Here is a 25,608-nt window from a genome sequence, read left to right on the forward strand (position 1 = left end):
GCAGCGAAGCCAGTTCACGTCGGAACGGCGATTTCGCAAAGCAGTCCTTCCGCGCGCCAGTCAAAGAGCACCTTCCCGCCAAGTGGGTTGATCGTTCCTTCGATGAGGCGACTACCAAAGCCCTTGCGTTGGGGCGCATTTACGCTCGGACCATCCAATTCGGTCCAACGGAGCGACAGTTGTCCATCCTTGCTGCGCGACCACGTCAACTTAACGTGGCCTTTCGCGTTAGATAGCGCTCCATACTTGGAAGCATTGGTTGCCAACTCATGCAAGACCACAGCAATCGCCTGCGCAGCGGTAGGTTCTAACATGGTTTGAAGACCGTCCATCCGAACCCGCGTGCCGTGTTCATCGAGATAAGGGGCGAGTTCCTGCTTGGCGATCGCCGAGAGTTCAGCGCCTATCCACCGCGTTTCAACAAACAGCGAGTGAACATTTGCCATCGCTTGGATGCGCCCGCTGATCACCTCCTTGAGGCCTTCGGAAGTGTCGGACTGAGAAAGATTGATGATTGCCTGTACGTTCGAGAGGATGTTCTTGCTTCGGTGCTCCGCCTCGCGAGCGAGAATCCCGATCTGCTCCTGAGCCCGCTTCTGCTCGGTAATATCCCTCGCAATCTTCGATGCGCCAACGATGTTGCCGTGGGCATCTTTGACGGGAGAGACAGTGAGCGATACGACGATTGAGCTACCATCCTTACGTCGACGAACAGTCTCAAAGTGGTCTATCCGTTCACCACGTCGGATGCGCGTTAAAATCTCGCGTTCTTCGCTTAGTCGATCCTCCGGGATCACAAGCGTAATGGGCCGGCCGATCGCCTCGGAGGCCGCGTAGCCAAAGATGCGCTCGGCCGCCTTGTTCCAGCTCGTAATGATGCCGTCCAGATTCTTGCTAACGATCACGTCGTCGCTGGACTCGACTATGGAGGCCAGCAGATTGGCCAAGCGCTCGGCGCGTTCGCGAGCCGGCTCGTTGACGAGAGACCTGCGTTGAAGTCCCGGCTGGTCTTTGGATGTCAATGGGAATTCCCGAAATGTAGATGCTGCACTGCGATTACCGGCTAATCATAGCACCAAGAGGTCTCCGTGGGTCAAAAGCAGATGTCCGGCGCGCCCGGCGGACACGTCAGCTATGGGCCATTAAGCGACATCGCAGGTTTGGCCTGATGAGGAAGGAGGCAGCCAACTGAGGCGGCCCTCAGCTCCGTCTTTGAACGTAGCGGGCCACGAACTTGCGGACCGGGTGCCGCCGAGGGGCTCGTGACCCGCAGAGCAGTCTCTACCGCCGCACGCCAACGCGATTGACGCCCCCGTTCAAATTGCCACCGGCATTGTGCCGGACGGCTGCTCGCGCCACCGGCCGAGGCCGGAGCACGACGCCAGCCCGTGCGACGCAGCCTGCGGGATAGCCAACATACGTGCAGTAGATCACCGCCTGAGCCGGTGCCGGGCTGAGAGAGACACCTGCGAGCCCCAACAGAGCGCTCGCGGCAATCCCTGCAACTGTCGTTGACTTAATCGAAAGATGCTTCCTCGGATGCATGATCGTCCTCCTTTTTGCGGACTGAAAGGTGACGGGAGCCGCCTCTGTAAGCGCTTGACTTAAATCAACGTCGAAGGCGGGCAGCCTTGCAATTATGTCCATTTCTCGCAGTGCAGGAGATTTTATCATGAGCGAAACGTTGGATAGCGTCTCCCGTCGAAAGGTTCTCACCTTGGTCGCGGCCGCGTTTGGCGCTGCAACAATGTCTCAGGTCTTTGTGACCTCTGAGGCCGAGGCCCAGACTGCCGGGATGGAACGCCGTCAGGAACGGCGCACCGGCCGCCATGAACGGCGGGAAACCCGGCGTACAGGGCGTCAGGAACGGCGTGAAACGCGGCGCGGTGGTGGCTCAGACACCACAACAACCGGGACTGCGAAGTAGCTCCAATCGTGGGGCCATGGCAGCCAGGCACGGGCTGCTGAAAGGCAGCGCTAACGCGGCTTGCTGCCTAAGAGCAGCGTGTGCTGTCGACAACGACCGGAGGCAACCATGGCCGAGCCCGAGGGCAATGGCATTTCCGCGCGGTTGTGGAGGCTCCCTGCGCAGTTGCTGCTGGCGCTGATCAATGCGACGGCAATCTTGGTGATTGTCGCCGCGATTGTTGCGCTAGTTGCTATCGCGCGCATCAACCATTTTGCGGAAAACGTCGTCGCAACAATGACCGAAGCCGCGCTGTCGAAGATCGATCTGCCAGCGAAAGACGTGCTGGCGAATCTCCGGGACCTGACGGCGGAAGTCCGCACGCTTGGCAATAGCCTTCGGGAGTTCAAGGAGGGGGAACGCCCAGCCCTTCAACATGAGATGGTGCAACTGAAGGAGGCGCTGACAGCCTTGAATGTCAGCGTCGACCGGCTCGGAAGCGCCAGATCGATCCTCACTGACCAAGCGATTGAACAATCGGGCCGAACGGTCACCGACGCGCTGGCGAAGCTGAGGGGCTGCTCTTCGAGCGCTGTCCAAATGGCACCTGACCGCACCCTTCAGGAACAAGACGGTCGCCTTCAACAAGTCATGAAAGAAAATTGACACACCGCCGCTATGGGTCAAGAGCGGATGTCCGGCGCCCCGGTGGACACGTCAGCTATGGGCCAAAAGCGGAAGTGCGCCATGTTCCCAAATGCTTGGACCTGCTAATCTTGCGCTGGAAGGGAAGATCAGTCTGAAGGGAGCGGATCATGTCTGAGGCACAACTATCAAGCAATGATGCCGAGCGACTGCGCACCTTTGAACGCCACGGACATGATGCTCTGGCGACGAGCTATCACGCATTTTTCTCAGCGGTCACTGCCATGGCGATCGAACCGCTCCTCGATGCAGTGTATCTGCGCCTCGGTACGCGTCTGCTGGATGTCGCGACCGGACCAGGCGCTGTCGCAGCCGAAGCTGCAAATCGGGGCGGGCGTCCAGTCGGCATCGACTTGTCGCCGCGGATGATAGAACTAGCGCAGCGACTGTACCCCACGATTGAATATCGTGAGGCTGACGTAGAACGTCTTCCATTTCCGGATCGTACATTCGGCGCAGTCGTCTGCGCCTTCGGGCTTGGACATTTTCCCCGTCCCGAACTTGCTGTCGCAGAGTGCGTACGAACCTTATCGCCCGGCGGACACATCGCATTCTCGTGGTGGGATGATCCGTCGCGACAACGCATTCAAGGCATCTTCCGTGAAGCCATTGCGGAGATTGGCGTCTCGGCACCGCTGGACGTGCCACAGGGCCACAATGTGTTTCGTTATTCCAACTCGGGCGAATTGCTCCGGTTGCTCGACGGGGCTGGTCTCACGGACGTGAAGGTCACAGAGCACGCGGCGACCTACTCCGTGGCCGATACGGAGGCCCTCTGGCGAGGCGGGTTGGGTAGTCTCGTTCTGACGGGTGCTGTCATTAGGCATCAAGATCAGGCGACCCAGGACTTGATCCGAACCGCATTCGAACGTGGCGCCAGCGTCTACAAATCAGCCGATGGTTTGAAGCTACCTATCGCATTCAAAATTGGCTCGGGCCAGCGACCGACTTGATGGGCGAAGTCGGCAATGGGTCAATCGCGTCGGTTCGGCTCGGTCAAAGTGGCGTCCGGTTCCCCTCACGGCCGACATCTAGGCGTCGGGCGGAATTCGTCGCGATGGGCCACAGGCAGACGTTACGGGTTCAGCTCATCCCACGTGAACCCGATTTCGCGACGACAAACCAAGTGAGACTTATTTACGTGGCTCGGTCACCACTTTGGTTGATCCGTCCGGCGCTGCCTGCATTCCCGGTGGGCTTTGACCTTGCGGGCTTTCCGGCGGCGCGCCACCCGATTTCGTGTCCAGCGGTCCGGTCCAACCTTGTGGCTGCAATTGACCTTTCTCTTCTGGTGCGGAGCGTCCAGTCGTCATGTCCTTGGGGTCGGTCTGTGCTGCCGCAAATCCGCACGACAAGCTCCAGCCAATCGCCGTTATCAGAATGATCCGCATTGCGAGACTCCGCTTGGCTGATCGAACCAACAGGCTGGTCCCGCTTCAGTTCCTCCCGCAAACGATTGTCCGCTTTGGGTCAAAGGCTGCCCCGGCAGCGAGCATGCCCTCGGTCGGGTCACCTCTCGGAAGCGGACATCGCCGCGCCCTGGGCTGAGGTCAGCCATGGGCCATGAGCCGCCTAAACGAGTGGCCTCCAGAACTACAAAAACAAGCGACCTTCGATCCTCCAATCGCCGTCGGGCGAGGTCTCGTAGACAACTTGGCAGTGCGAAAGTCGGTGATCGTCCGGGCTCCACATGAGGCTACCGGGCTCGTTTCTGATATGGCACCTTGGTGTGCGGCATTTGCCGAGGACGGCATACTCGTTTTGGATCAGCAGGCGACGGACTTCCTGCCGATCCTGCCACCGATACTTCGTTACGAGACGCTCAACTACGTCCTCAAGGTCGTGGTCGGATTCGGAGCGATGGTGAAGGGATGAAAGAAACCCGTCTAGAATTGTTTTTATACGACCGACAAGATTAACTTTTTCGGGAGCCCAGACAACCAAGTCCACCTTAAGCTCAGCACCGTTGCTGCCCCATTCACTTGTGTGCCACTTTGCTCCTTTCAGCACTTTCCAAAGTCGTCCAGCGTCCTTTAGATCGATTTTGTGACATGCTACTGGAGCGCATTTGGCAAGCGTATCGCCCTTGAAAGGAACGATTTGCTTGCTGACCTCGTAACGAACATATGCAACAGCGTCTGGCAACTGAGGGCAGGGCTGTAGTTTGGCGGCAGTTCTTTTCTCGAACCGTAAACACCGACGATTTCCGAAATCGGAGCTACTTATCTTCGCGTTGTACAGCAGCAAGTTTTCGACATCACGATTTCTTGGCCACTCCTGGCATGTATACGTTGCATTCAAGCCCACACCGGCGGCCAAGCGTCGAATCCCATCGCGCAGCTCTTCGCGATATTGGTCGTCTTCTTTCGTATTGGTGCTGTGGCCAGCAAAGTTCACGTGCCAGGATGTCCAGGCTTCGACAAATTCGTCATTTGACCTTATGTGATATGGCACGTGTACGTCTCGCAAGGCACGATCAGCTTGATAGGAGACGAGACTGCCTTTTCAGCAAGGAACGATCAACTCCTGAGTCTGGTTTGGGTCAAAGGCTACCTCGGCAGCCAGCAGGCCCTTGGTCGGCTTACCTCTCGGAAGCGGACATCGCCGCGCTCTGGGCTGAGGTCAGCCACGGGCCAATTGCGGGCAAGCACCTACTCGTAGCTCTTTCCAACGCTTAGGAACTGGGCGAAGAGGCGCCAAGGGTTGCTTGCGTTGAGCCCCTGACTAGCTCCGAAATCAGTGTCTTCCGCCCAAGCGGCGGCAGCTTCCAAGTAGGTTTCGATCCGAGCATTTTCCCACCCACCTGCATCGGGCCCCCAGGGTGTGCTCGGCTGCGCCTTTTCACGTCGCACCGCAGACTCCCGATCAGCAACAAGAGCGTGAACAAACGCTAGGAATGAATTGGCATCCGTGACCGCTTCCAACCTCGTCGTCATTTCGTCGTCTGTGTCCGACATCGATAGGTCCTCTTAGCTGCGCAAATTCTGGCACAGTCAGCGTTCTGCTGTGCCCGATGTCCACCCGCGCCGTTGCAAGCGCTTCTGCCCGTTCGAGGTCCACCGCGTTCGCAACTCGTATTCGTTGCAGATGATCATTCGCTGAGGGCAGGACGGCAAGACCACTATCGTCCGGTTCGGGTCAAAAGCGCCGTTTCGCGCGAGGGCGGAGCGCTTCCGGTTTACCCCCGGCTCCGGACATCTCGCGGCGATGCGTCAACGGAAGCAATGGGCCACAAGGCGACATGGGTATGATAGGAAGAGGTGGCCTACTGACGACGGCCTTGCGGGAGACCCCGATGGGACCACCAATTTCCACGTTCACGCCAATCAGATCGAATTAGGCTCATCCTCGTAAATCAACTTGGGACACCATGGCCTATGCCTTCCGACTTGGCAGCGATACTACCAACAGACAAGAGGGACACGGAAAGAGCCGAGGCGATCGTTGCTCTGGGCTTTCCCGCAGTCGAGCCGATCCTCTCAACCTTGCTTGAATGGATGCAAGACATTAATTGGCCGGTGGCTCAAGTGTTGGCGCCATTCTTGGCAAATATAGGCGGCCCGCTCGCTCCTCACGTTCGCCCAATTCTTCAAACAGACGACGACATCTGGAAGTACTGGATACTGGATTGCATCGTCGCAAAATCTCCAGAATTACGAACCTTGCTTAGGACCGACCTTGAGCGTCTGTCTACTGCGCCGACGCAAGGTGAACGAGCGGAAGAACTTGATAGTCTTGCCAAAGCAATCTTGAGCTGAATGAGCAGCCCAAGGCGGCCCCGCTCAGCCACGACTTGAAGTAAATCTTCGAACAATTTCCGCAATCTGCGGCCGCGTAAATCTGGCTACCGGGTCGGTGCTGTGGTCGTTGTCAGGATAGAACTCACCCGCATCGAAGGCTAAGTAGATATCCCAAAACAAAGGGGGCAAATCGGGACGCGCGCCCATAAGGCCCAACAGCTCGTTCACGACCCGATCACAGAAGTCGAAATCAAGGGTCTTCTTGTTAAATTCCGACGCCAATTCGAGCGCCAATGCATCGTACAAATCATCCCTTGGCAGCTCGCTCTGCACGCTCCATTTCTCAAGAGCGGCATCGCTCAACAGGCGCTGTGGCTCCGGAAGCTCGTCATCTGCCTTATGCCTCGCGGCAAGCGAAGCAATCATTTCCTTTATGATGGTGGACATCTACTGGATAGCCCTCACGAACTTCAGTTAAGGCTTCCCTTATCATAGAAAATAGCGCTTGGGCGCCGAATGTCCGTATTGGGTCACAAGCTGGCATCGGCTCCGACCGATAGGATGTCCGCTTTAGGCCGGGAAGCGAATGTCCCGTACACTTCCCAATCGCTTGAAAGTGCGGTCATATGGAGGTCGATGGCAAGGCGTCTTGCGCCGACGGTGTCCGCTTGTAGGGGGAGAATGCGCGTGAAGGACCTCGCTGGAAAGACCGCGTTCGTGACCGGTGCAGCGTCAGGGATCGGATTGGGGATCGCGACCGCTCTCGCCCAGACCGGGGTGAAGGTGATGCTTTGCGATATTGAAGACGCGGCTCTGTCCGCGGCGCTGGAGCAGCTGCGTCGCACCAACGTCGACGTCGACGGCGTGAAGGCGGACGTCTCGCTCAAATCCGAACTCGTGGCGGCCGCCGCAGCCACAACGGCCCGCTACGGCAAGGTGCATATCCTCGTCAACAACGCGGGCGTCGGCGGTGGTGGGCCCTATGGCACCTGGACCGACGCGTCGTGGAATTGGACCCTGGGCGTCAATTTGATGGCGACGATCTGGGGGGTCGAGATTTTCGGGCCGTTGATCGAGCAGCACGGCGAGGGTGGACAGATCGTCAATACGGCCTCGCTCGCTGGCCTGATTTCAGGGGGAAGCACGGCCTACAACGTTTCGAAGTATGGCGTCGTCGCGCTGTCCGAGGGACTGCGGGGTGAACTCGCGCCCCGCGGGATCGGCGTATCGGTGCTGTGTCCCGGGTTCATCCGCACGCAAATCATGGAGTCGCGGCGCAACCTTCCCAAGCGCTTCGAGGGCGAGATGCGTACCTTGCCGACGTCGGGTCCGCTTGCCGAGCGGATTAATCTGGTCCGCCAACGCATCTCCGAGGGCATCGATCCCATGTATGTCGGTGAGCTCGTCCGCGAAGGCGTCGAGAACGACTGGCCCTATATCTTCACCGACCTCGAATTCGAGCCGTTGGTCGAAGCCCGCTTCGCCGCAATCAAGCAAGGCTTTGACCATATCCGCGGGCGCAACCCGAAACGTTGAAGGACACGCGCGGGGAGCCGGTGGATTGGCTCTGCTTCAATCGGAGCCAATGCTGCTCTAATCGGCGACGATCGCCCCGAACGGCTCCCATCGTTCGCCGCTGAAGCGCATCATGCGGAACTGCTTGATCACGCGATAGTCGGCGCGGCTGGTGTTGATGGCAAGTCCGGGCAGCAGCAGGTCGAGCTTGACATCGTGCAGGCTGGCGGCCTGGCGCATGACGTTGTCGCGCGAGACGTCGTCGCCGCATTGTTGTAGCACGCGCACCAGCAGCTCGGCTGCGCTATAGCCGTAGACTGTGAAGAGGCTCTTTCTGTCGCCATCCGGATAGTATGCGTCCATGAACGCGCGCCATTTCTTCATGCCGGCATCGTCGGTCCAGGTCGGGTCGGCGGCTTCCTTGAACGAGCTTGCCGAGATCAGGCCTTTGGCGTTCTGTAGTCCCGCCGGCACCAGCACCGCGTCGATCGAGGACGAGCCGACGCCGAGCAGATGGAGCGGCTGCCAGCCGAGCTCGGCCGCCTTGCGGATGGCCTGGGCGGCGAATTTCGGCGAAGCCATGTCGATCAGCACGTCGACGGCTGCGGCCTTGAGCCGGACCACCTGGGTATCGATGGTTGGGTCGGTCGCATCATAGGGAGCGTCAGACACCAGCATGGCCGGCGCGCGCGTGCCAAGCGCATCCTTCAGCCCCGCGAGATATTCCTTTCCGCTTTCGTCATTTTGGTAGAGCAGGCCGATCCTGGCGTTTGGATGATTGTCGAGAATGAACCGCACATAGACGCGGATCTCGGTGCGCAGGTTCGGCGCAAATCCCATGGTCCAGGGGAAGTTGACGGGATCCTCGAACCGTGTTGCGCGTCCACCCGCGAACAATTGGGGAATGTGACGGTCGTTGAGATATTTCTGCACCGCGATGTTTGGAGCGTTACCGACGCCCTGGAACGTGAACAGAACCTCGTCGCCCTCGACGAGCTTGCGAACCTGCTCGACCGTCTTGGCCGGCGTTGCGGCATCGTCATAGGAGATCAGGTTGATCCGGCGGCCGTTGATGCCGCCGCCGTCGTTGATCATCCGGAAGTAGGCGGCCTGTACCTTGCCGATGACGGAGAACGCCGACGCCGGGCCGCTGTAGGGCATTGTCTGTCCGATCCGGATCTCGGTATCGCTGGCGCCGGGATCGTATTTGCGGCCTTCGGCAAGCAGCTCGGCCGCGGCAAACAGACCGAGGCTGATGATCGCAACTCCGATTGTCGGCCTGCTCCAGCTCTTGCGCATCGCACGGCTCCACGCTCGGCGGTCATGGGCGCGGGTCATCAAGCGCACCGGGTTGTGGCAGGCGGATCCGACCGTCGACGGAGCGCCGGCCGTTGCCCGCCTGCTGGCGTGCAAGCATTCCGTTGTGGTGGAGGCTGCGTGCTTCCACGCCCGTTCTCGCGATGCGCCGGTTCAGCGAGCAGAACCCATAGCATTCACGCCCGCACGCGGTCTCGCAACGTCGTCGGGTGTTTTGCCCGACGTGGCGTAGGCATATTCCCGGCTGATCAGCGAGCCACGTTCCTGCACGGCGTGGGTTCTTCGCCTGGGAGGTCGCGCTCCTTGTGCTCAGAAGGCGGCGCCGATGCCGGATGGCGCGCAACTATTCCTTGAAAAGATATTGTCTCATTGAGGGCTGATGCAATTTGCGGGCTGATGCAATCGACTGACGACAGGGGGGCGCAATTTCGGAATATTGGAAATGTATCCCTGAGTTGCCCGACGTGTCAAGCTGCCTTGTCGAACTGGCTTGTCGAACGCCGGCAGTCGCCGGCTCCTTTGCATGGGGTTGTTTTCGATATTTTGATTCTTGGTTGATTTTTTGGCCGCGCGCAGCCGCAGCTACTCGGTCTTGTCGATGTTCCAGAACACCGGCGGCACCGGGCCTTCCAGCACGCCGGTGAGCGATTTGCGCCAGGCGCTCGCCGCGCGGAACTGGCCGAGCGGGATGTAGATCACCTGCTCATAGGCCTGCTTTTGAATCTCGACCGCGAGCTTCTTCTGCTCGTCGGGCGACGTCGCGCGCACGTAGGCGTCGCGCAGCTGCTCGATCCTGGCATCCTCGGGCCAGCCGAACCAGGCGCGCTTGCCGTTGGCGGCGATCAAATTGTTGCCGACCGGATTCATCACCTCGGTGGCGCCGGTGAAGGTGAAGAACATGTTCCAGCCGCCTTCCTTGGGCGGCTTCTGGCTGGCGCGGCGGCTCACCAGCGTCTGCCAGTCCATCACCTGCGCGTCGACGTTGAAGCCGGCCTCGCGCAGCTTCTGCGCCGTCACGGTCGGCGGCCCCTTCAGCGTCTGGTTGTCGCCGGGAATCATGATCACGACCGGCGTGCCGTCATAGCCCGAGGCCGCCAGCGCCTGCTTCGCTTCCGCCATGCCGTTGCCCTTGATCAGCGTCTCCGCGCCGGCGTCGCTGGCGAGCGGCGTGTTGCAGGCGAAATAGGCGCCGCAGATCTCGTAGAATTTCGGGTTGCCGATGGTGGCGTCGAGCACGTCCTTCTGGTTCAGCGCCAGGAACGCGGCACGGCGGATCTTGGGGTTGTCGAATGGTGGATGCAGGAAATTCATCCGGCCCTCGATCTGGAAGCCGAACTTGTTCAGCACGCCGACGGACAGATCGGAGTTGGCCTCGAGGACCGGCAGCAGGTCGACCGACGGCTGTTCCAGGAAATCGACGTCGCCGGATTGCAGCGCGTTGATCGCGGTCTGCGCGTCGGGCATCGTCACCCATTCGACGCGGTCGACTTTCGCGATCTTGCCGCCCGACAGCCAATCCGGCTTCTCCTTGCGCGGCAGATAGTCGGCATTGCGCTCATAGACCGCCTTGACGCCGGGCTGGAATTCGCCCGTGACGAATTTGAACGGGCCGCAGCCGATCTGCTCGGCGATCTGCTTGCCGGGCGGCGTCTCCGCCAGCCGTTTCGGCATCATGAAGGCGACATAGGAGGACGGCTTTGCCAGCGTCTCCAGCACCAGGCCGTAGGGCTCCCTGAGCTTGAGCAGGATCGTCTTCGCGCCGCTGGCCTCGAGCGATGCGGTGAATTCAGCCAGCTTCTGCGCCCCGCCGTCGACCGTGCCCCAGCGCTTCAGCGAAGCGACGCAGTCCTCGGCGGTGACCGGCGCGCCGTCGTGCCATTTCAGGCCGTCGCGCAGCGTGAAGGTGTAGCTGAGCCCGTCGTCCGAGACGGTCCAGTCCGCCATCTGCGGCCGGACCTTGAATGCTGAATCGATGCCGAGCAGCGTGTCGTAGACCATGTAGCCGTGGTCGCGGGTGATGTAGGCGGTAGTGAAACCGGGATCGATGATGCGCAGGTCCGAATGCATCACGGCCGTGATGGTCTTGCCTTTGGCGGCGGCCATGGCGCGCGACGAAAGCATCGCCGGGGCCGCGATTGCCGGCGGCACGCTGGCCGCGAGCTTGAGGAGCGTTCTGCGCGAAACATCGGCCATTCGCCGTCTCCCGATTTGTCGTTGCACCGGCACGCATGCCACAGCGGCCGACATGCTTGACGAATTTGTCGTTGTAGGCAAGCAAAGGCCATGCCGCCCGTCTGGGTTCCTGAGTTGGTCACGTGAACGTTCGATGACCGCGACGGCGTACGCTGCGTCGGCCTGCACAAGCGCGCATCCTGCATAGGAGCCTGCGCTTCCTGCCACACCTCGCAGGCTGTTCGGACCCCGATCCGCCGTGTAGGCTCACAGTCCTGCCGGCCAGCGATAAGGCCATATCCCCCAAGGGATTCCCCAAGGGAACAAGCAGCGCGAACGCGCAGTCGAGGGAGACCGGAAGAACAGCCATGACCGATATCCGATACGTAGCACCGCGCACGCTTGATGAAGCGATTGGCGCATTTGCTGCCGCCGGAAGTGCCGCCCGCATTATGGCAGGGGGCACCGATTTGTTGGTGCAAATGCGCTCCGGCCTGGTGCGGCCGGGATTGATCGTCGACATCAAGAAGATCGGCGAGATGACCGAGATCACCGAGACCGCCGATGGCGGTTTTCGCGTCGGTGCCGCCGTTTCCGGCATGGAGCTCGCCGAGCACGCGCGCTTCGGCAAGGTGTGGCCCGGCGTGCTCGAGGCCGTGAACCTGATCGGCTCCAAGCAGGTGCAGGGACGGGCCTCTGCCGGCGGCAATCTCTGCAACGGCTCGCCGGCCGGCGACAGCGTGCCGGCGATGATCGCGGCCGGTGCCGTCGTCACCGTGCAGGGCCCCAACGGCCGCCGCGAGATGAAGGTCGAGGACGTGCCGGCCGGACCGGGGCGGACCAACCTGAAGTCGGGCGAGATCCTCGTCAGCTTCACACTGCCGCCACGGCCTGCGGGTTCGGGCGATGCCTACCTGCGGATGATCCCGCGCACCGAGATGGACATCGCGGTGGTCGGTATCGGCGTCAGCCTGACCTTGAAGGATGGCGTCTGCACCGCGGCCCGCGTCGGTCTCGGCGCGGTCGCGCCGACCGCGCTTTTGGTCGCGCCGGCCGCGCAAGCGCTCGTCGGTTCGAAGCTCGACGATGCCGCACTCGAAGCCGCCGCGGCTGCATGTCGTGCCGCCTGCCGTCCGATCGACGACAAGCGCGGCACCATCGCCTACCGGACAAAAACCGCCGGCGTGCTGCTCAAGCGCACCGCCGCGATCGCCGCCCAACGCGCGGGAGGACACTAGCACCATGCCGAAAACTGCACGTCACCACCTCCGTCAACAGTGAGCCGGTCGAATTCCTGTGCGAGCCGTATGAGACCATGCTCGACGCGCTGCGCGGACAACTGGGACTGACCGGCTCCAAGGAAGGCTGTTCGTCCGGCGATTGCGGCGCCTGCTCGATCACGCTCGACGGCCGCCTGATCTGCTCCTGCCTGATGCTCGCGGCCGAGGCCGAGGGCCACGAGATCCGGACCATCGAAGGCATGGCCAGCGGCGAAACGCTGCATCCCTTGCAGCAGAAATTCCTCGAGCATGCCGCGCTTCAATGCGGCATCTGCACCTCGGGCATGCTGGTCGCCTCCGAGGCGCTGCTCGCCAAAAATTCCAATCCGACCGAAGAGGAAGTCCGCTTCTGGCTCGCCGGCAATCTGTGCCGGTGCACCGGTTACGACAAGATCGTCCGCGCGGTGATGGAGACCGCGGCTGAAATGCGGGAGCAAGGAATCCAGGAGATTCGCCGATGAACGTCGTCAACAACAAATGGATCGGCCAGCGCACCATCCGGCCCGATGGCGTCGACAAGGTCACCGGCCGCGCGGCGTTTGCCGCCGACACCACCATGCCCGGCATGATCTGGGGCAAGGTGCTGCGCAGCCCGCATCCGCATGCCCGGATCAAGGCGATCAACACCGCCAAGGCCGAGGCATTGCCCGGCATCAAGGCGGTGGTCACCGCGCGCGACATCGTCGATTTCCCGATCGAGAAGGGCGCCGTGATGCTCGGCATCCAGGACATGCGCTGGATGTGCCGCAACGTGATGGCGCGCGACAAGGCGCTATTCCCCGGCCATCCCGTCGCCGCGGTCGCCGCGACCACGGAAGCGATCGCCGCCGAAGCCTGCAAGCTGATCGAGGTCGACTACGAGGTGCTGCCCTGGGCGATCGAGATCGACGACGCGATCAAGGACGGTGCGCCGATCCTGCACGAGTTCAACAAGTTTGACGGCAAGCCCTCCAACATCATGGGCCGGCTGGAATCCAAGAAGGGCGACATCGCGCAAGGCTTCAAGGACGCCGAGATCGTGATCGAGCGTTCCTTCACCACGCGCCCGGTGCATCAGGGCTATATCGAGCCGCATGCCTGTCTGATCTCGGTTGCGGCCGACGGCAAGACCACGATCTGGTCGTCGAGCCAGGGCCAGTTTATGGTGCGCGCAATGACCTCGATGCTGACTGGCATCCCGCAGAGCGACATCCGCGCCATCCCCGCCGAGATCGGCGGCGGCTTCGGTGGCAAGACCATCGTCTATCTCGAACCGCTCGCGACCTTGCTGGCCAAGAAGTCCGGCCGCCCGGTCAAGATGGTGATGACCCGCGAGGAGGTGATGCGCGCCACCGGGCCGACCTCGGGCTCGAAGAGTACGGTGAAGATCGGTGCCAGGAAGGACGGCACCATCGTCGCCGCCCATGGCAGCTTCTATCTGCAGGCCGGCGCGTTCCCGGGCTCGCCGATCCGCGGTGCGGTCGGGTGCAGCTTCGCTCCTTATGACATTCCGCATGTGCTGTCGGAGGGGTTCGACGTCTGCTCCAACCGCTCCAAGGTCGCGGCCTATCGCGCCCCCGGCGCGCCGATCGGCGCCTATGCGGTGGAATGCGTGCTCGACGAGCTCGCCGAGGCGCTGAAGATGGATCCGCTGGAGCTGCGGTTGAAGAACGCCGCCAAGGAGGGCACCAAGGCGGCGCATGGTCCGGTGTTTCCGCGCATTGGCTACATCGAGACGCTGGAAGCCGCCAAGAACCATCCGCACTATGCTGCGCCGCTCGGCAAGTATCAGGGCAGGGGCGTCGCCTCGGGCTTCTGGTTCAATGCCGGCGGTGAATCCTCCGCGCAGGTCAACATCACCGAGGACGGCAACGTCGTCGTCACGACGGGGCATCCCGATATCGGCGGCTCGCGCGCCGGCATCGCCAACATCTGCGCCGAGCTGCTCGGCATCGACTATAGGCGCGTCTCCGTCATCATCGGCGACACCCAGACGGTCGGCTTCTCCAACCTCACTGGCGGCAGCCGCGTGCTGTTCGCCTCCTCGATGGTGGTGACGCAGGCGGCCGACAAGGTGATCGCGACCTTGCGCGAGCGCGCCGCGAAGATCTGGGAGATCGACCCGGAAGCGGTGAAGTGGGAGAACGGCGCCGCGCATCCTGTCAGCCCGAACGCCGGCCAGTTCGAGCCGCTGACGCTCGCCGACCTCGCCGAGAAGGCGCCGTCGCAGGGCGGCCCGATCGGCGCCAGCGTGCAGCTCAATACCCAGGGCGCCGAGGGCGGCTTCGGCACGCATATTTGCGACGTCGAGGTCGATGTCGAGCTCGGGATCGTGCGCGTGATCCGCTACACCGCCGTGCAGGATGTCGGCCGCGCCGTGCATCCAAGCTATGTCGAGGGTCAGCTGCAGGGCGGCGTCGCGCAGGGCATCGGCTGGGCGCTGAACGAGGAGTACATCTACAACAAGGACGGCAAGGTCGATAATCCCGGCTTCCTCGACTATCGCATGCCTGTTTGTTCCGACCTGCCGATGATCGATTGCGCGCTGGTCGAGGTGCCGAACCCGAAGCATCCGCAAGGAGTGAAGGGCGTCGGCGAGGTGCCGCTGGTGCCGGTCATGGCCGCCGTCGCCAACGCCGTCCACAATGCGCTCGGCAAGCGCTTCTACAGCCTGCCGATGTCGCCGCCGAAGGTGTCGGCGGCGCTCGACCCGCCGGCGCAGCAGGCCGCAGAGTAGGGAGCAGTGGGCGGGTTAGGCAAAGCCGTAATCCGCCAGTGCTCTGCCCACTCGCGGAAAACGTGTTGATCCCGGTCCGCCCTGCGTCCGAACCGCGACCGGCCGCGTCATCGTGGCGACTTGGTTGACGGCTGCCCGGTTCCGGTTTCTTCGTGCTGTTTCGTTCCTTTGCTTGCGTACACAGCATCTGGCTGGACGCGATAGGAACGCCGAGTCCCGCCGATTGTTCTCGGAACGAACAGCGCCTTCGTCGGTGCCGGAGCCAGCTCCGGTGGTGCGGGCGTGACACTGCGAACCTGGCCTATCAATATGGCGATCAAGCAAAAGCTGTTAGCTGCTGTCATCATGGCAGCGCTCATGCCTTCCGTGCATGCTGCTCCTTCCGCTCCACCTGCTGGCCTTCCAGCGGGCTTCGAGGCGCAGTTCTCTCATCACTACGCGCAGGCCAACGGGGCGCGGTTGCATTATGTCGTTGGCGGGCCCGTGGATGGGCCATTGGTTGTGCTGCTGCACGGTTGGCCGCAGACGTGGTACACATGGCGCAACGTCATGCCGAACCTCGCATCCGTGGGCTACCGAGTCGTGGCTGTCGACTATCGCGGCGCGGGTCAGTCCGAGAAAACCGCCTCCGGCTACGACAAGGCCGCCATGGCTGCAGACATCCGTGCGCTCGTTCAGTCGCTTGGCGTATCCAACGTCAATCTGGTCGGTCGCGATATCGGCGTCATGGTTGCCTACGCCTATGCGGCGCAATGGCCCCGTGAGGTGAAAACGCTCACCATGCTCGACGTGCCGATCCCGGCGACGCCCGCATGGAACGACGCCAAGCACAAGCCCGATCCGGACATCTGGCATTTCGGCTTCTTTCAACGACCCGATATCCCTGAATTGCTGATTGCCGGCCACGAATTCGCTTTCATCCGCAATTTCATTCACGACCGCGAATATCGTCCGATCGCCGACGATGACATTCGCGTTTACGCCGACGCCTATGCTGCGGCTGGCGGCCTGCGCGCCGGCTTCGAGCTGTACCGCGCATTTCCGCAAGACGAGCAGCGGTTCGCGGAGTTCGAGAAGACCAAGCTGCCGATGCCGGTGCTGGCGCTCGCGGGCGATAGGAGCAATGGCACCGTCGAACTGTCGATGGCGCAAGGGCTCGCGACCGATGTGACCGGCGGAACGGCGCCGGAGACCGGGCATTGGCTGCCGGACGAAAATCCGGTTTTCCTGTGCGGGCAGCTCGTCAGTTTCTTGCGCGCGCACGATCGATGAGGTACGGCGGCAGCGCAGGCCTCCGCCGTTACCGTAGCTCTTTCCCCAGCTGCGCAAACACGGTCTCGCAGGTCATCAGATCCAGATGCCCGCCGCCGGCGTTCTTGAAGAAGGTGATGTCGCTATCCGACAGCCGGCCAGCGACCTGGCCGCTCGCGAGGTCGTAGTGATCGCCGAGCACGTCGCTCTCCTTGATTGCGCCGCTTGCGATCGGTTGCAGGATGTCGCCGACACCGTCGAAGGCAGATTCGCGGCGGTCGACGAAGATGCGCGAACGTCGCGCCGCCTCGTCGTCGGACTCGCGGGTCTCGGGGGTGAAGCCGCCGACCAGGTCGAGATGGGTGCCGGGCCGCAAATTGGCGCCCTTGACCAGCGGCTCGCGCGAGCGGGTGCAGGTCGTGATGATATCGGCCTCGCGTGATGCGGCATCGAGATCGGTGACGGCCTCGGCGGCGATGCCGTCGCCTTCCAGCTGTGCGGCGAGCTCTTGCGCGCGCTCCACCGTCCGGTTCCAGACCCGCACCCGCCGCAGCGATGGCCGCACCGCGCGGTGACCGCGCACCAGCCAGTGCGCCATCTCGCCGGCGCCGACCACCAGCAGCGTCTCGGCATTCGGCCGTGCCAAGTGCTTGGCGCCGAGCGCGGAGTCCGCGGCGGTCTTCCAATGGGTGATCTCGGCGGCATCCATCACCGCCAGCGGCTGGCCATTGTTGCCATCGAACAGCACGCACACCGCCTGCACGGCGGGCAGCTTGCCATGGGCGAGGTTGCCCGGGAAGCTGGTGTAGAGCTTGGTCATCATGAAGCGGCCGGCATCGACGGCGCTGCGCGTCACCAGCTGCTGGCCCTTGTCGTCGCCGAGATAGCCGTCGCGCACCGCGATCTTCGGCCGCCGGTGCGCGGCCTCGATCGCCTCGATCAGGATCGGAAAGCTCAGGACGCGGTTGACCTCGCTGTCGTCGACAAAAAGCACGTGTTTCTCTCCTCGCGCTTGCGCGCCAAAAACGGCCCGGACTGGATAGCGCGTGGGGAGGGGTAGTCAACCGGATGTGTGCCGCACGGAGAGGCCAAGGGCGCCTCACGCTCTCCGCTTCAGCGCCATGCCCATGCTGATCCAGCTCACGCCGGCGCAGATCAGGTCGACGCTTAAGAAGATGCCGAGCACGTAGAGGCTCGACACCGGCCAGCGCGCCAGGATCATGGCGCCGAGCACCAGCGTGATCAGGCCGGATATTGCGACCATGCCCCAGGGAGCTTCCGAGTTCATGCCGAAGGCAAGGAAGATGCGGACGATGCCGGAGACGACGAGGGCGATGCCGAGGAACAGCGTCAGCGTTGCCGCGGCCAGCAGCGGGTTCTCGAAGGTGATGAAGCCCGCGACGACATAGAGCGCGCCGAGCAGCAGCCAGAACAGGAACTTGCCCCACGTCTTGAACTGGAATGCGTTCACGATCTCGGCGGCGCCGGCGACGATCATCATGGCGCCGACGAACAGCACGCTGACGACGGTGGCGAAGAGCACGCTGCCAAAGGCAAGCACGCCCGCGATCAGGTAGATCACGCCGAGGGCTGTGATCCAGCCCCACTTGGCGCGAAGGTGGGCAAGCCCGGATCCGAGGCTGCGTGGAGGTGTGGCGGGTGAGCTGGACGCTGTGGACATCGTATCGCTCCCGAATGCTTGGCCAAACCATGCTACCATACGTCAAGGCGCGGACAAGGGCCGCTGCACAGCTGGCACCGATGAAGGTGGCACCAAATGCGCCGCGACACGTTGATTCAGATCAATCGGTGGGTTGCCGCGCAGCATTTGTCTGCTCGATGGCAGCCGGTCCGGATCGCGCATCCACAGAGGAGGTCGACATGCCCGCGCACGACAAGGATCACGTCTACAAGATCCTCGAACTGGTCGGATCATCGGACAAGAGCATCGAGGCGGCGATCGAGAATGCGGTCAGCCGCGCGTCGAAGACGATCCGGGAAATGAAATGGTTCGAGGTGGTGCAGACCCGGGGCCACATCGAGGGCGGCAAGGTCGCGCACTACCAGGTGACGCTGCGTGTCGGCTTCACGCTTGAGTAGAGTGCGGGCGGGTCGCTCACGGTAGAGCGCAGCTAATCCCATCCTCAACCGTCATCGCCCGGCTTGACCGGGCCATCCAGTACGCAGCGACTTCTCGGCTCAAGCACTGCTGCCTCTGGAATACTGGATCACCCGCTTTCGCGGGTGATGACAGCGCGTTGTTTGATATCTTGAATCGAGAACCATCCTCATCGTCGTCCTGGCGAAAGCCAGGAGGTGGATTCACACTCGAAATGCAACACTTGAGCAGCAAAGGTCTCCGCTGGGGTCCTGAAGTCAAGGCATTTGCGCGGGGTGTTGTTGTATGCGGCGATGAACTTGCTGAGGCGTCGGGTTGGGAGCTTGTCGAGATCGGTTTTGCGCGGGATGAAGCGTCGCATGCGACCGATGGCGTTCTCGATGCCACCTTTCTGCCAGGGGGCGTGCGGATCGCAGAAGAAGGTCTTCATCAAGAGGCTTTGCAAGGAAAGGTGAGATGCGAACTCGGTACCGTTGTCGAAGGTGACGGTCTGGCGCATCTGCTCTGGCAGCGCCTTGAACAGACGCACGAGATAGCTTGCGACACCGGAAGCGAGCTTGCTTGGGAGGCGGACGCCGAGCAGCAGGCGGGAGGTGCGCTCGTGCACGGCCAGGATCTGCTGACGGTATTTGGAGAACATCATCAGATCGGCCTCCCAATGGCCGGGAGTGTTGCGATCGGCGACCTCGACGGGCCGTTTATCCAAGGAAACACGGCCTTCGATGAAGCTTGCGGGACTTCCGCCCCGCTTGCCACGGCGGCCGCGCTTGCTCTTGGCGCGTGGCAGATAGTGCCGCCAGCTGCCGTCCGTGGTGCGTCTGATCTGGGCATAGATGAAGCGGTAGATGCTCTCGTAGGAGATCACCTTGCGTCCATGCTCGATGGCCAGCCGGCCGGCGACCTGTTCGGGCGACCAGCCACGGCGAAGGCCATCCAACACCGCGCGGCGCAGGACGGGCTCCCGTTCGAGGCGTCCGCCCGTCCAGCGCCGCGCTCGCATCCGTTGCTGGGCATAGTCGGCCTTGTAGCCGGCCTGAACGCCATGATTACGGTTCATCTCCCGAGAGATCGTTGATGGCGGGCGATCCAAAGCTGCAGCGATTTGCCGGATCGAGGCCCCATTGGCCGAAAGTCTGGCAATCTCGCATCGCTCGTCCAGTGACAGCTGCTTGTAAGTCCGGCCCATCGCAACACCTCCAGTCGGAAGTGTTGCACTTCGTTTGTGAACTCAGGGGACCCATTACCCCACATGGTCATTGTAAAACGATCCTGGAACGACGAGTCCCGTTCACAACAACCGCTGCGGCGTATGGGTCCTGGCTTTCGCCAGGACGACGCTTGAAAAAGCGCCTACGCCCCCATCACCGCCGCGACAGCGGTGCGGGCGGCGGGGGGGCGGTCGAGCCGGCGGCGAGCGAGCGCTGCACCATCACGGTGTCGGACCAGCGGCCGTAGCGATAGGCGACACCCGGCAAATGACCGACGCGGGCGAAGCCGAAGCGGTCGTGCAGCGCAAGCGAGGCGGCGTTGTCGCTGTCGATATAGCCGATCATCTGGCGGAAGCCGGCGGCTGCGCAGGTGTCGACCAATTCCTGCAGCAGCTTGCCGCCGACGCCCCGGCCGGTGAAGCGGTGGTGAATATAGATCGAATGCTTCACCGTGTAGCGATACGCCGGGCGCTTGCGGAACTGGACCACATAGGCGTAGCCGACCACGTCGCCGTCGCACACCGCCACCAGGTGCGGCAGGCGGGTGTTGCGCAGGTTCTTGCGGCGGTCGCGCAAATCGTCAGGCTCCGGCGTGCCGCTGTCGTCGACGCTCTCCTCGATGCCGTGGCGGATGTGGTGGCGGTAGATCGACAGCATCGCGTCGACGTCGCTGTCGCGCGAGGCGCGGACGGTGATCTTGTGATCATTCTCCATTGTGCTGTGTCCATTCGCCTATTCGGACACGACATAGGTGTAGAAGCGGACACGGCCGGCGTCGTCGATCTCCTTGTAGATGCCCTGCACCTCGACCTCGAAGCCGGGGAACGCATTGAAGCTCGCCTCGAACATCCTGAGATAATCGATCATCGGCTTGCTGCGCTCCGACAGCCGCTCGCCGGGCACGATGGTGGCGATCCCGGGCGGATAGACCACGAACGGCGTCGCGGCGACGCGGCCGAAGATCTGGTCGATCGGCAGATAGTCGACGTCGTTGCGGATCAGGTATTGCGCCGCCTGGCGCGGCGACATCGCAACCTCGGGCAGATGTTCGGGCAGGAATTGCTTGGCCTGCAGCATGCTGACGCCGCCGTCGCGGAAGAAGCGGTGCATGTCGCCGCAGAGATCGCGCAGCCGTACCCCGGTGTAGCGTTGCGGGCGGCGGCGGAAGAATTCGGGGATGACGTCCTCGACCAGCGCGTTGTCGTCGTGCAGCTTCTTGAAGGCCACGAGGCCGGACACCAGCGTGCCGGCCTTGCTGGCCTCGACACCGGGCGTCAGCAGGAACAGCAGGGAGTTGAGGTCGTTCTTCTCGGCGACGATCTGGTTCTCGCGCAGATATTGCGCCACGACCGGGGCGGGGATGCCGTGATCGGTATAGGCGCCGGTGGTGTGATTGAAGCCCGGCGTCAGCAGAGTGAGCTTGTTCGGGTCGGTCATGGCGAAGCCGTCCGTCAGCTCCGGGAAGCCGTGCCAGGTCTCGCCCGGACTGAGCTGCCAGTAGGACGGATCGGTCGCGAGCTGATCGGTCGAGATCGTCTCCCAAGCGACGTTGTGGACGCCGCCTTCGCGCGCGACGTCGGGGATCTTCACGCGGTCCGGCACGAACGGCTCGAAGAACCAGCGCCGCTCCGCGCGCGTCTCCTTCTCCTCGAACTCGCGCTTCACCGCGCGGATCTTCTTGCGCAGCTCGATGCCGAGCCGGATCGTATCGTCCCACAGCACTTCGCCGGAGCGGCCCTTCATCATCTGCGCGCCGACGTCGAGCGAGGCGAAGATCGGATAGAACGGCGAGGTCGAGGCGTGCTGCATGAAGCTTTCGTTGAAGCGGCGGTGCTCGACCCGGCGCTTCTGGCCCTTGATGTGGCGGTCGCGGATGTGGATCTGCGAGGCCTGCGAGAAGCTCGCGAGCTGCTTGTGGGTTGATTGGGTGGCGATGATGCCGGGCGCCTCCGGGCCGAGATTGGCGAGCCCCATCGCGAAGCGGCCGGCATAGATCGGGTGGAATTTCATGAAGCCGGCCCAGGCCTCGTCGAACAGGATGTAGTCGCAGAGATGGCCGATCCGCTTCAGGATCATCTCGGCGGAATGGATGGTGCCGTCATAGGTGCATTGTTCGACCACCGCGACGCGGAACGGGCGCTCCTTCTTCCAGGCGTTCTCGTCCTTGACCAGCGGGTGCTTGCGGATGTGGTCGCGCAGCGTGCCCTCGTCGAGCAGGTCCCAGCGCATCGGACCGATCAGGCCCCAGGCATTGCGCACGGTCGGCACATAGACCGGGATACCGCCGCCGATCAAAAGCGCGCCGTGATGGGCGGCCTTGTGGTTGTTGCGGTCGAACAGCACGAGGTCGCCGTCGGTGACCAGCGATCCCAGCGCGACCTTGTTGGAGGTCGAAGTGCCGTTGAGCACGAAATAGGTCTTCTCGGCGCCGAAGATCCGCGCTGCTTCCTTCTGCGCCTTCAGCGCCGGCCCCTCATGGGTGAGTAGGTCGCCGAGATCGAGCACCGAATTGTCGAGGTCGTCGCGGAACACGGCCTCGCCGAGATGCTCGACGAACACCCGGCCGATCGGGCTGCGGCTGTAGAACACGCCGCCATTGTGGCCCGGGCAGGTCCAGAGCTGGTTGCCTTCCTCGGCGTAGTCGACCAGCGCGCCGAAGAACGGCGTCTTCAGGTTCTCGGCATATTGCTTGAGCCTGGAGATCAGGTTCTTGGCGATGAAGGGCGGGGTCTCCTCGGACAGGAACACATAGCCATCGATGAAATCCAGCACCTCGACCGGCAGATCCTCGAACCGCTTGCGGCGGATCAAAAGGATGATCGGGAAGTCGAGGCCGCGCCGGCGCATCAGGTTGATCAGCGCTGCGGTCTTGCCCTCAAGACCCTTCTTGCCCCAGTCGACCACCATGCAGCCGATCGCGGCATCGGTCTGCACCGCGATTTCGGCATCTTCCAGCTTGCGGGCGCGGACCACCTCGAAGCCGGAGCGCTCGATCTCGGTGATGATCTGGTTGAAGCGGATGCCTTCGAGGTCGTCGGCCTCGAACACCGGCGCTGCGAACAGGAAATTGAAGCGTTTGAAATAGTCCATGCGTGTCCCCGAACTGGTCCGGCTGAACCTGTCTGCACAATTCATGACAAACAGATGACGGTCGTTCTGCGACGCCAAGCCCGATGGTCAAATCCGCGCCACCGCGCTGAACTCCAGAAATTGCCAGCTTTCGAAAAGGACGGCGACATATGCCCCAGCCTGCCCAAAACATTGCCATGTCCAGTGTTGCCGACCATTTGGCCGCGCTCGTGCGGCTTGTCCCGCTGATCGCCGAGCAGCGGGCGCATTTCGATCGCGAGCGCAGGCTTCCCGATGCCGTGTTCCGGGCGTTGGCCGAGGCTGGACTGTTTCGGCTTTATCTACCCAAGGCGCTCGGCGGGCCGGAATTCTCGCCGCTCGATTTCATGACGATCGTCGAGGCCGCCTCCGCGCTTGACGGCTCGGTCGGCTGGCTGGTCGGCAATGGCGGCGGCATGAGCCGGGCCGGCGGCTATCTGCCGGAGGAGGTGGTGCGTGGCTGGTTCGCCGACCCGTACGCCTTCATCGCTGCCGCCACCGGTGCAATCGGGACGGCGGTGGAGGTCGAGGGCGGCTACCGCGTTAGCGGACGCTGGCCGTTCGGCAGCGGCGCGCCGCACGCCACCAAATTCATGGGGCTCGCCAGCGTGAAGGGCCCCGATGGCAAGGACGGTCCGCCGATCTGCTGCTACGTCGATCGGACCGACGTCCGCCTCCACGACACCTGGTTCGTGTCCGGATTGCGTGCCACCGGCAGCTGCGACTTCGAGATGCAGGATTGCTTCGTCGCCGAAAGCCACACTCATCCCTTGGTCGACTTCAAGCCGACCCAGCCCGGCATTCCCTACCGCCTGCCGGGTCTGGCGGCATTTTCCTGGACCGTCTCGGTGGTGCCGCTCGGCATCGCGCGCGGCGCGCTCGATGCCTTCATCACGCTTGCGGGCAAGAAGCCGCGGCTCGGCGGCGGCGGTCAGCTGCGCGACGGCGAACTGGTCCAGGCCATGGTCGGCCGCGCCGAAGCGACGCTGCGCTCCGCGCGTGCGCTGCTGGTCGAAGATATGACCGAACTGATGGCGGCGAGCGAGGCCGGGGGCGAACGCCTGATCGAAGCGCGGCTGCTGCACCGGATCGCCTGCGCCAATGCCGGCGAAAGTGCCGCGCGCGTCGTCGAGATGATCGCCGCCGCCGCCGGCACTGCCGCGATCTTCGAGACCGGCACGCTCGAACGCTCGATCCGCGACATGCAGGCCGCGATCAAGCATGTGGCGATGACGCCGAACAGCTACACGCTGGCCGGCCGCGTGAAGCTCGGCCTGCCGCTCGGTACGACGCGGTTCTAGCGTGAGGAAGGCGGGCTATTCGTTGCGAGACGCCTGCGCCGGATATTCCAGCTGCATGGCGACGAAATCCGCCGTTCCCCGGCCATAGCGTGTCTCGATCTCCGCGAGCGCCTGGTCGAGCGCCTGGGCCGGTGGTGTCGTGCCGACTGGCGGGAGCAAGCGATCAGCCGGCCAGCTTGCCGCGGCCTGCCGCGGATAGATACGTAATCCATTGCGGCTCGTCACCGCGTCACCCGTTGTGGCAAACGTCACGGCACGAGAGCGATAGGTTCGCGACCAGGCGTCCGCAACCAGCGCTAGCGAGACCTCGTCGATGCCAGGGACAAGCGCCAGGCCGAGCTGCTCCCGGTTCCAGAACGCCAGCGTGTTCTGGATCGCGATCAGCGCAAAGGGGCGGGTGAACTTGAAGGCGTTGCTGTCATGTCGCGCGTCCCAGCCGGGCAGCCCGATCTCGCCGGCGACAGCCTCGGCCCGGGCGCGGCCGGCGATCGCCTCGATCAGGGTGAGCGACATCGGCATCGACGCCGAAATGCCGGTCGTCGTTGCGACGCCGCGGTCGACCACGATGCGGCGGTCGGCGACATATCGGATGGCGGGATGATTGTCGCGCCAGTCCTTCAGGTAAAACCAATGCGTGGTCGCGCGCCTGCCATCAAGCAGGCCGGTCGAGGCGACGACCTTGCCGCCGGCGCAGATGCCGACAATGACGGCACCATTTTCCGCCTGCCGCCGGACCCATTGCATCACGGCCGGATCGTCATCGCGGCTCATTGCCGGCACGATGACGTAATCGGCGCCGTCGGGATGCGCTGCATCGAATGCAGCTGTGGTCGCGTCAGGCTCGACCTTCAGCACCGGAAACAGCGTCACCGGACCGGGCCCCGTCGCCAACGTGACGACATCGGCGACGTCAGCCCGCTTGAGGATGCCGTATGGCATCAGATAGTCGGTGGTCTCGGTCATGTCGTTGATGCCGATGATGGCGATCAACGGGCGCGCCCGCTTTGGCGGCTTCAGCGTCGCGAGCGTTGCGTCGTGCTCCTGCTGCGCGATCGGAGGCTGCACCCGGAACGCCGATGCAGCGGGTAGGGTGAGAAGCCAGATGCCGCCAATGATTGGAATCAGCGCGGCGATGGCGATGCCGCTCCACGCGAGAAGCCGCCAGGTCATGATGATCGATCTCAAATCTGCTTGCGTCGCCCGGCGAACAAGCTACCCGTCGATCGCATCGATCAACACGGCGAAATTCCCGCAAAAACGGACATGCGAA

General features: G+C 62.8%; 24 protein-coding genes. 10 read left to right on the forward strand and 14 right to left on the reverse strand.

The annotated features are described in order from the left end of the window. Positions 1 to 14 precede the first annotated feature (14 nt). A complete protein-coding gene (locus tag ACVIW0_RS14735) occupies positions 15 to 1,022 on the reverse strand; it encodes a PAS domain S-box protein (RefSeq protein WP_461352988.1) in 1,008 nt (335 codons plus the stop codon). A 259-nt stretch (positions 1,023 to 1,281) separates the two neighbouring features. Then, complete coding sequence (locus tag ACVIW0_RS14740; RefSeq protein WP_461352989.1) at positions 1,282 to 1,545, reverse strand: hypothetical protein; 264 nt, start codon at positions 1,543 to 1,545, stop codon at positions 1,282 to 1,284. A 490-nt stretch (positions 1,546 to 2,035) separates the two neighbouring features. On the opposite strand from ACVIW0_RS14740, the gene ACVIW0_RS14745 reads away from it, so the two are divergent. Both ACVIW0_RS14745 and ACVIW0_RS14750 read left to right on the forward strand, forming a co-directional pair. Next, positions 2,036 to 2,572 (forward strand): hypothetical protein, encoded by a 537-nt coding sequence (locus ACVIW0_RS14745; protein ID WP_461352990.1) that lies wholly within the window; start codon positions 2,036 to 2,038, stop codon positions 2,570 to 2,572. Positions 2,573 to 2,721: 149 nt separating this feature from the next. Then, a complete protein-coding gene (locus ACVIW0_RS14750) occupies positions 2,722 to 3,564 on the forward strand; it encodes a class I SAM-dependent methyltransferase (protein WP_461352991.1) in 843 nt (280 codons plus the stop codon). 180 nt (positions 3,565 to 3,744) lie between these two features. On the opposite strand, the gene ACVIW0_RS14755 is transcribed toward ACVIW0_RS14750, so the two are convergent. The 3 genes from ACVIW0_RS14755 to ACVIW0_RS14765 all read right to left on the reverse strand — a co-directional run bounded on the left by ACVIW0_RS14755 (position 3,745) and on the right by ACVIW0_RS14765 (position 5,568). Continuing rightward, positions 3,745 to 4,002, reverse strand: coding sequence for a hypothetical protein (locus ACVIW0_RS14755; RefSeq protein WP_461352992.1), 258 nt, complete (start codon positions 4,000 to 4,002; stop codon positions 3,745 to 3,747). A gap of 202 nt (positions 4,003 to 4,204) precedes the next feature. Further along, positions 4,205 to 5,008: a hypothetical protein gene (locus ACVIW0_RS14760; protein ID WP_461352993.1), complete on the reverse strand. Its 804-nt coding sequence runs from the start codon at positions 5,006 to 5,008 to the stop codon at positions 4,205 to 4,207. Positions 5,009 to 5,262: 254 nt separating this feature from the next. Further along, a complete protein-coding gene (locus tag ACVIW0_RS14765; RefSeq protein ID WP_461352994.1) occupies positions 5,263 to 5,568 on the reverse strand; it encodes a DUF7660 family protein in 306 nt (101 codons plus the stop codon). 420 nt (positions 5,569 to 5,988) lie between these two features. Here ACVIW0_RS14765 and ACVIW0_RS14770 point away from each other — a divergent pair, with 420 nt between their 5' ends. Next, a complete protein-coding gene (locus tag ACVIW0_RS14770; RefSeq protein WP_461352995.1) occupies positions 5,989 to 6,369 on the forward strand; it encodes a DUF5071 domain-containing protein in 381 nt (126 codons plus the stop codon). A 24-nt stretch (positions 6,370 to 6,393) separates the two neighbouring features. Here the strand turns inward: ACVIW0_RS14770 and ACVIW0_RS14775 are convergent, their stop codons facing one another. Continuing rightward, positions 6,394 to 6,798 (reverse strand): hypothetical protein, encoded by a 405-nt coding sequence (locus tag ACVIW0_RS14775; protein ID WP_461352996.1) that lies wholly within the window; start codon positions 6,796 to 6,798, stop codon positions 6,394 to 6,396. Between the two features lie 234 nt (positions 6,799 to 7,032). On the opposite strand from ACVIW0_RS14775, the gene ACVIW0_RS14780 reads away from it, so the two are divergent. Next, the gene (locus ACVIW0_RS14780) at positions 7,033 to 7,887 is read left to right on the forward strand and encodes an SDR family NAD(P)-dependent oxidoreductase (protein ID WP_461352997.1); all 855 of its coding nucleotides are present in this window, start codon (positions 7,033 to 7,035) and stop codon (positions 7,885 to 7,887) included. Positions 7,888 to 7,944: 57 nt separating this feature from the next. On the opposite strand, the gene ACVIW0_RS14785 is transcribed toward ACVIW0_RS14780, so the two are convergent. After that, a complete protein-coding gene (locus ACVIW0_RS14785) occupies positions 7,945 to 9,165 on the reverse strand; it encodes an ABC transporter substrate-binding protein (RefSeq protein WP_461352998.1) in 1,221 nt (406 codons plus the stop codon). Positions 9,166 to 9,765: 600 nt separating this feature from the next. Next, positions 9,766 to 11,376: an ABC transporter substrate-binding protein gene (locus ACVIW0_RS14790; protein ID WP_461352999.1), complete on the reverse strand. Its 1,611-nt coding sequence runs from the start codon at positions 11,374 to 11,376 to the stop codon at positions 9,766 to 9,768. 356 nt (positions 11,377 to 11,732) lie between these two features. Here ACVIW0_RS14790 and ACVIW0_RS14795 point away from each other — a divergent pair, with 356 nt between their 5' ends. The 4 genes from ACVIW0_RS14795 to ACVIW0_RS14810 all read left to right on the forward strand — a co-directional run bounded on the left by ACVIW0_RS14795 (position 11,733) and on the right by ACVIW0_RS14810 (position 16,623). Next, complete coding sequence (locus ACVIW0_RS14795) at positions 11,733 to 12,593, forward strand: FAD binding domain-containing protein (protein WP_461357335.1); 861 nt, start codon at positions 11,733 to 11,735, stop codon at positions 12,591 to 12,593. Positions 12,594 to 12,607: 14 nt separating this feature from the next. Then, positions 12,608 to 13,096, forward strand: a complete 489-nt coding sequence (locus ACVIW0_RS14800) for a (2Fe-2S)-binding protein (RefSeq protein WP_461357336.1) — start codon at positions 12,608 to 12,610, stop codon at positions 13,094 to 13,096. Then, positions 13,093 to 15,351, forward strand: coding sequence for a xanthine dehydrogenase family protein molybdopterin-binding subunit (locus ACVIW0_RS14805; protein ID WP_461353000.1), 2,259 nt, complete (start codon positions 13,093 to 13,095; stop codon positions 15,349 to 15,351). The genes ACVIW0_RS14800 and ACVIW0_RS14805 overlap by 4 nt, the downstream gene beginning before the upstream one ends. A 309-nt stretch (positions 15,352 to 15,660) precedes the next feature. Continuing rightward, the gene (locus ACVIW0_RS14810; RefSeq protein ID WP_461353001.1) at positions 15,661 to 16,623 is read left to right on the forward strand and encodes an alpha/beta fold hydrolase; all 963 of its coding nucleotides are present in this window, start codon (positions 15,661 to 15,663) and stop codon (positions 16,621 to 16,623) included. Positions 16,624 to 16,651: 28 nt separating this feature from the next. On the opposite strand, the gene ACVIW0_RS14815 is transcribed toward ACVIW0_RS14810, so the two are convergent. Next, the gene (locus tag ACVIW0_RS14815) at positions 16,652 to 17,596 is read right to left on the reverse strand and encodes an ornithine cyclodeaminase family protein (protein WP_461353002.1); all 945 of its coding nucleotides are present in this window, start codon (positions 17,594 to 17,596) and stop codon (positions 16,652 to 16,654) included. Between the two features lie 105 nt (positions 17,597 to 17,701). Continuing rightward, positions 17,702 to 18,283, reverse strand: coding sequence for an HdeD family acid-resistance protein (locus ACVIW0_RS14820; protein WP_461353003.1), 582 nt, complete (start codon positions 18,281 to 18,283; stop codon positions 17,702 to 17,704). 200 nt (positions 18,284 to 18,483) lie between these two features. On the opposite strand from ACVIW0_RS14820, the gene ACVIW0_RS14825 reads away from it, so the two are divergent. Next, on the forward strand, positions 18,484 to 18,702 hold the full coding sequence (locus tag ACVIW0_RS14825) for a dodecin (RefSeq protein ID WP_461353004.1): 219 nt from the start codon (positions 18,484 to 18,486) through the stop codon (positions 18,700 to 18,702). 188 nt (positions 18,703 to 18,890) lie between these two features. On the opposite strand, the gene ACVIW0_RS14830 is transcribed toward ACVIW0_RS14825, so the two are convergent. From ACVIW0_RS14830 to ACVIW0_RS14840, 3 genes are all read right to left on the reverse strand, one after another. Continuing rightward, positions 18,891 to 19,907, reverse strand: coding sequence for an IS30 family transposase (locus ACVIW0_RS14830; protein ID WP_461353005.1), 1,017 nt, complete (start codon positions 19,905 to 19,907; stop codon positions 18,891 to 18,893). Between the two features lie 175 nt (positions 19,908 to 20,082). Beyond that, positions 20,083 to 20,643: a GNAT family N-acetyltransferase gene (locus tag ACVIW0_RS14835; RefSeq protein WP_461353006.1), complete on the reverse strand. Its 561-nt coding sequence runs from the start codon at positions 20,641 to 20,643 to the stop codon at positions 20,083 to 20,085. An 18-nt stretch (positions 20,644 to 20,661) separates the two neighbouring features. After that, positions 20,662 to 23,019, reverse strand: coding sequence for an Orn/Lys/Arg family decarboxylase (locus ACVIW0_RS14840; protein ID WP_461353007.1), 2,358 nt, complete (start codon positions 23,017 to 23,019; stop codon positions 20,662 to 20,664). Positions 23,020 to 23,195: 176 nt separating this feature from the next. On the opposite strand from ACVIW0_RS14840, the gene ACVIW0_RS14845 reads away from it, so the two are divergent. Beyond that, positions 23,196 to 24,338, forward strand: coding sequence for an acyl-CoA dehydrogenase family protein (locus tag ACVIW0_RS14845; protein ID WP_461353008.1), 1,143 nt, complete (start codon positions 23,196 to 23,198; stop codon positions 24,336 to 24,338). Positions 24,339 to 24,353: 15 nt separating this feature from the next. On the opposite strand, the gene ACVIW0_RS14850 is transcribed toward ACVIW0_RS14845, so the two are convergent. Further along, complete coding sequence (locus tag ACVIW0_RS14850) at positions 24,354 to 25,508, reverse strand: DJ-1/PfpI family protein (protein ID WP_461353009.1); 1,155 nt, start codon at positions 25,506 to 25,508, stop codon at positions 24,354 to 24,356. Positions 25,509 to 25,608 lie beyond the last annotated feature (100 nt).

The organism is Bradyrhizobium sp. USDA 4454, from assembly GCF_054822705.1.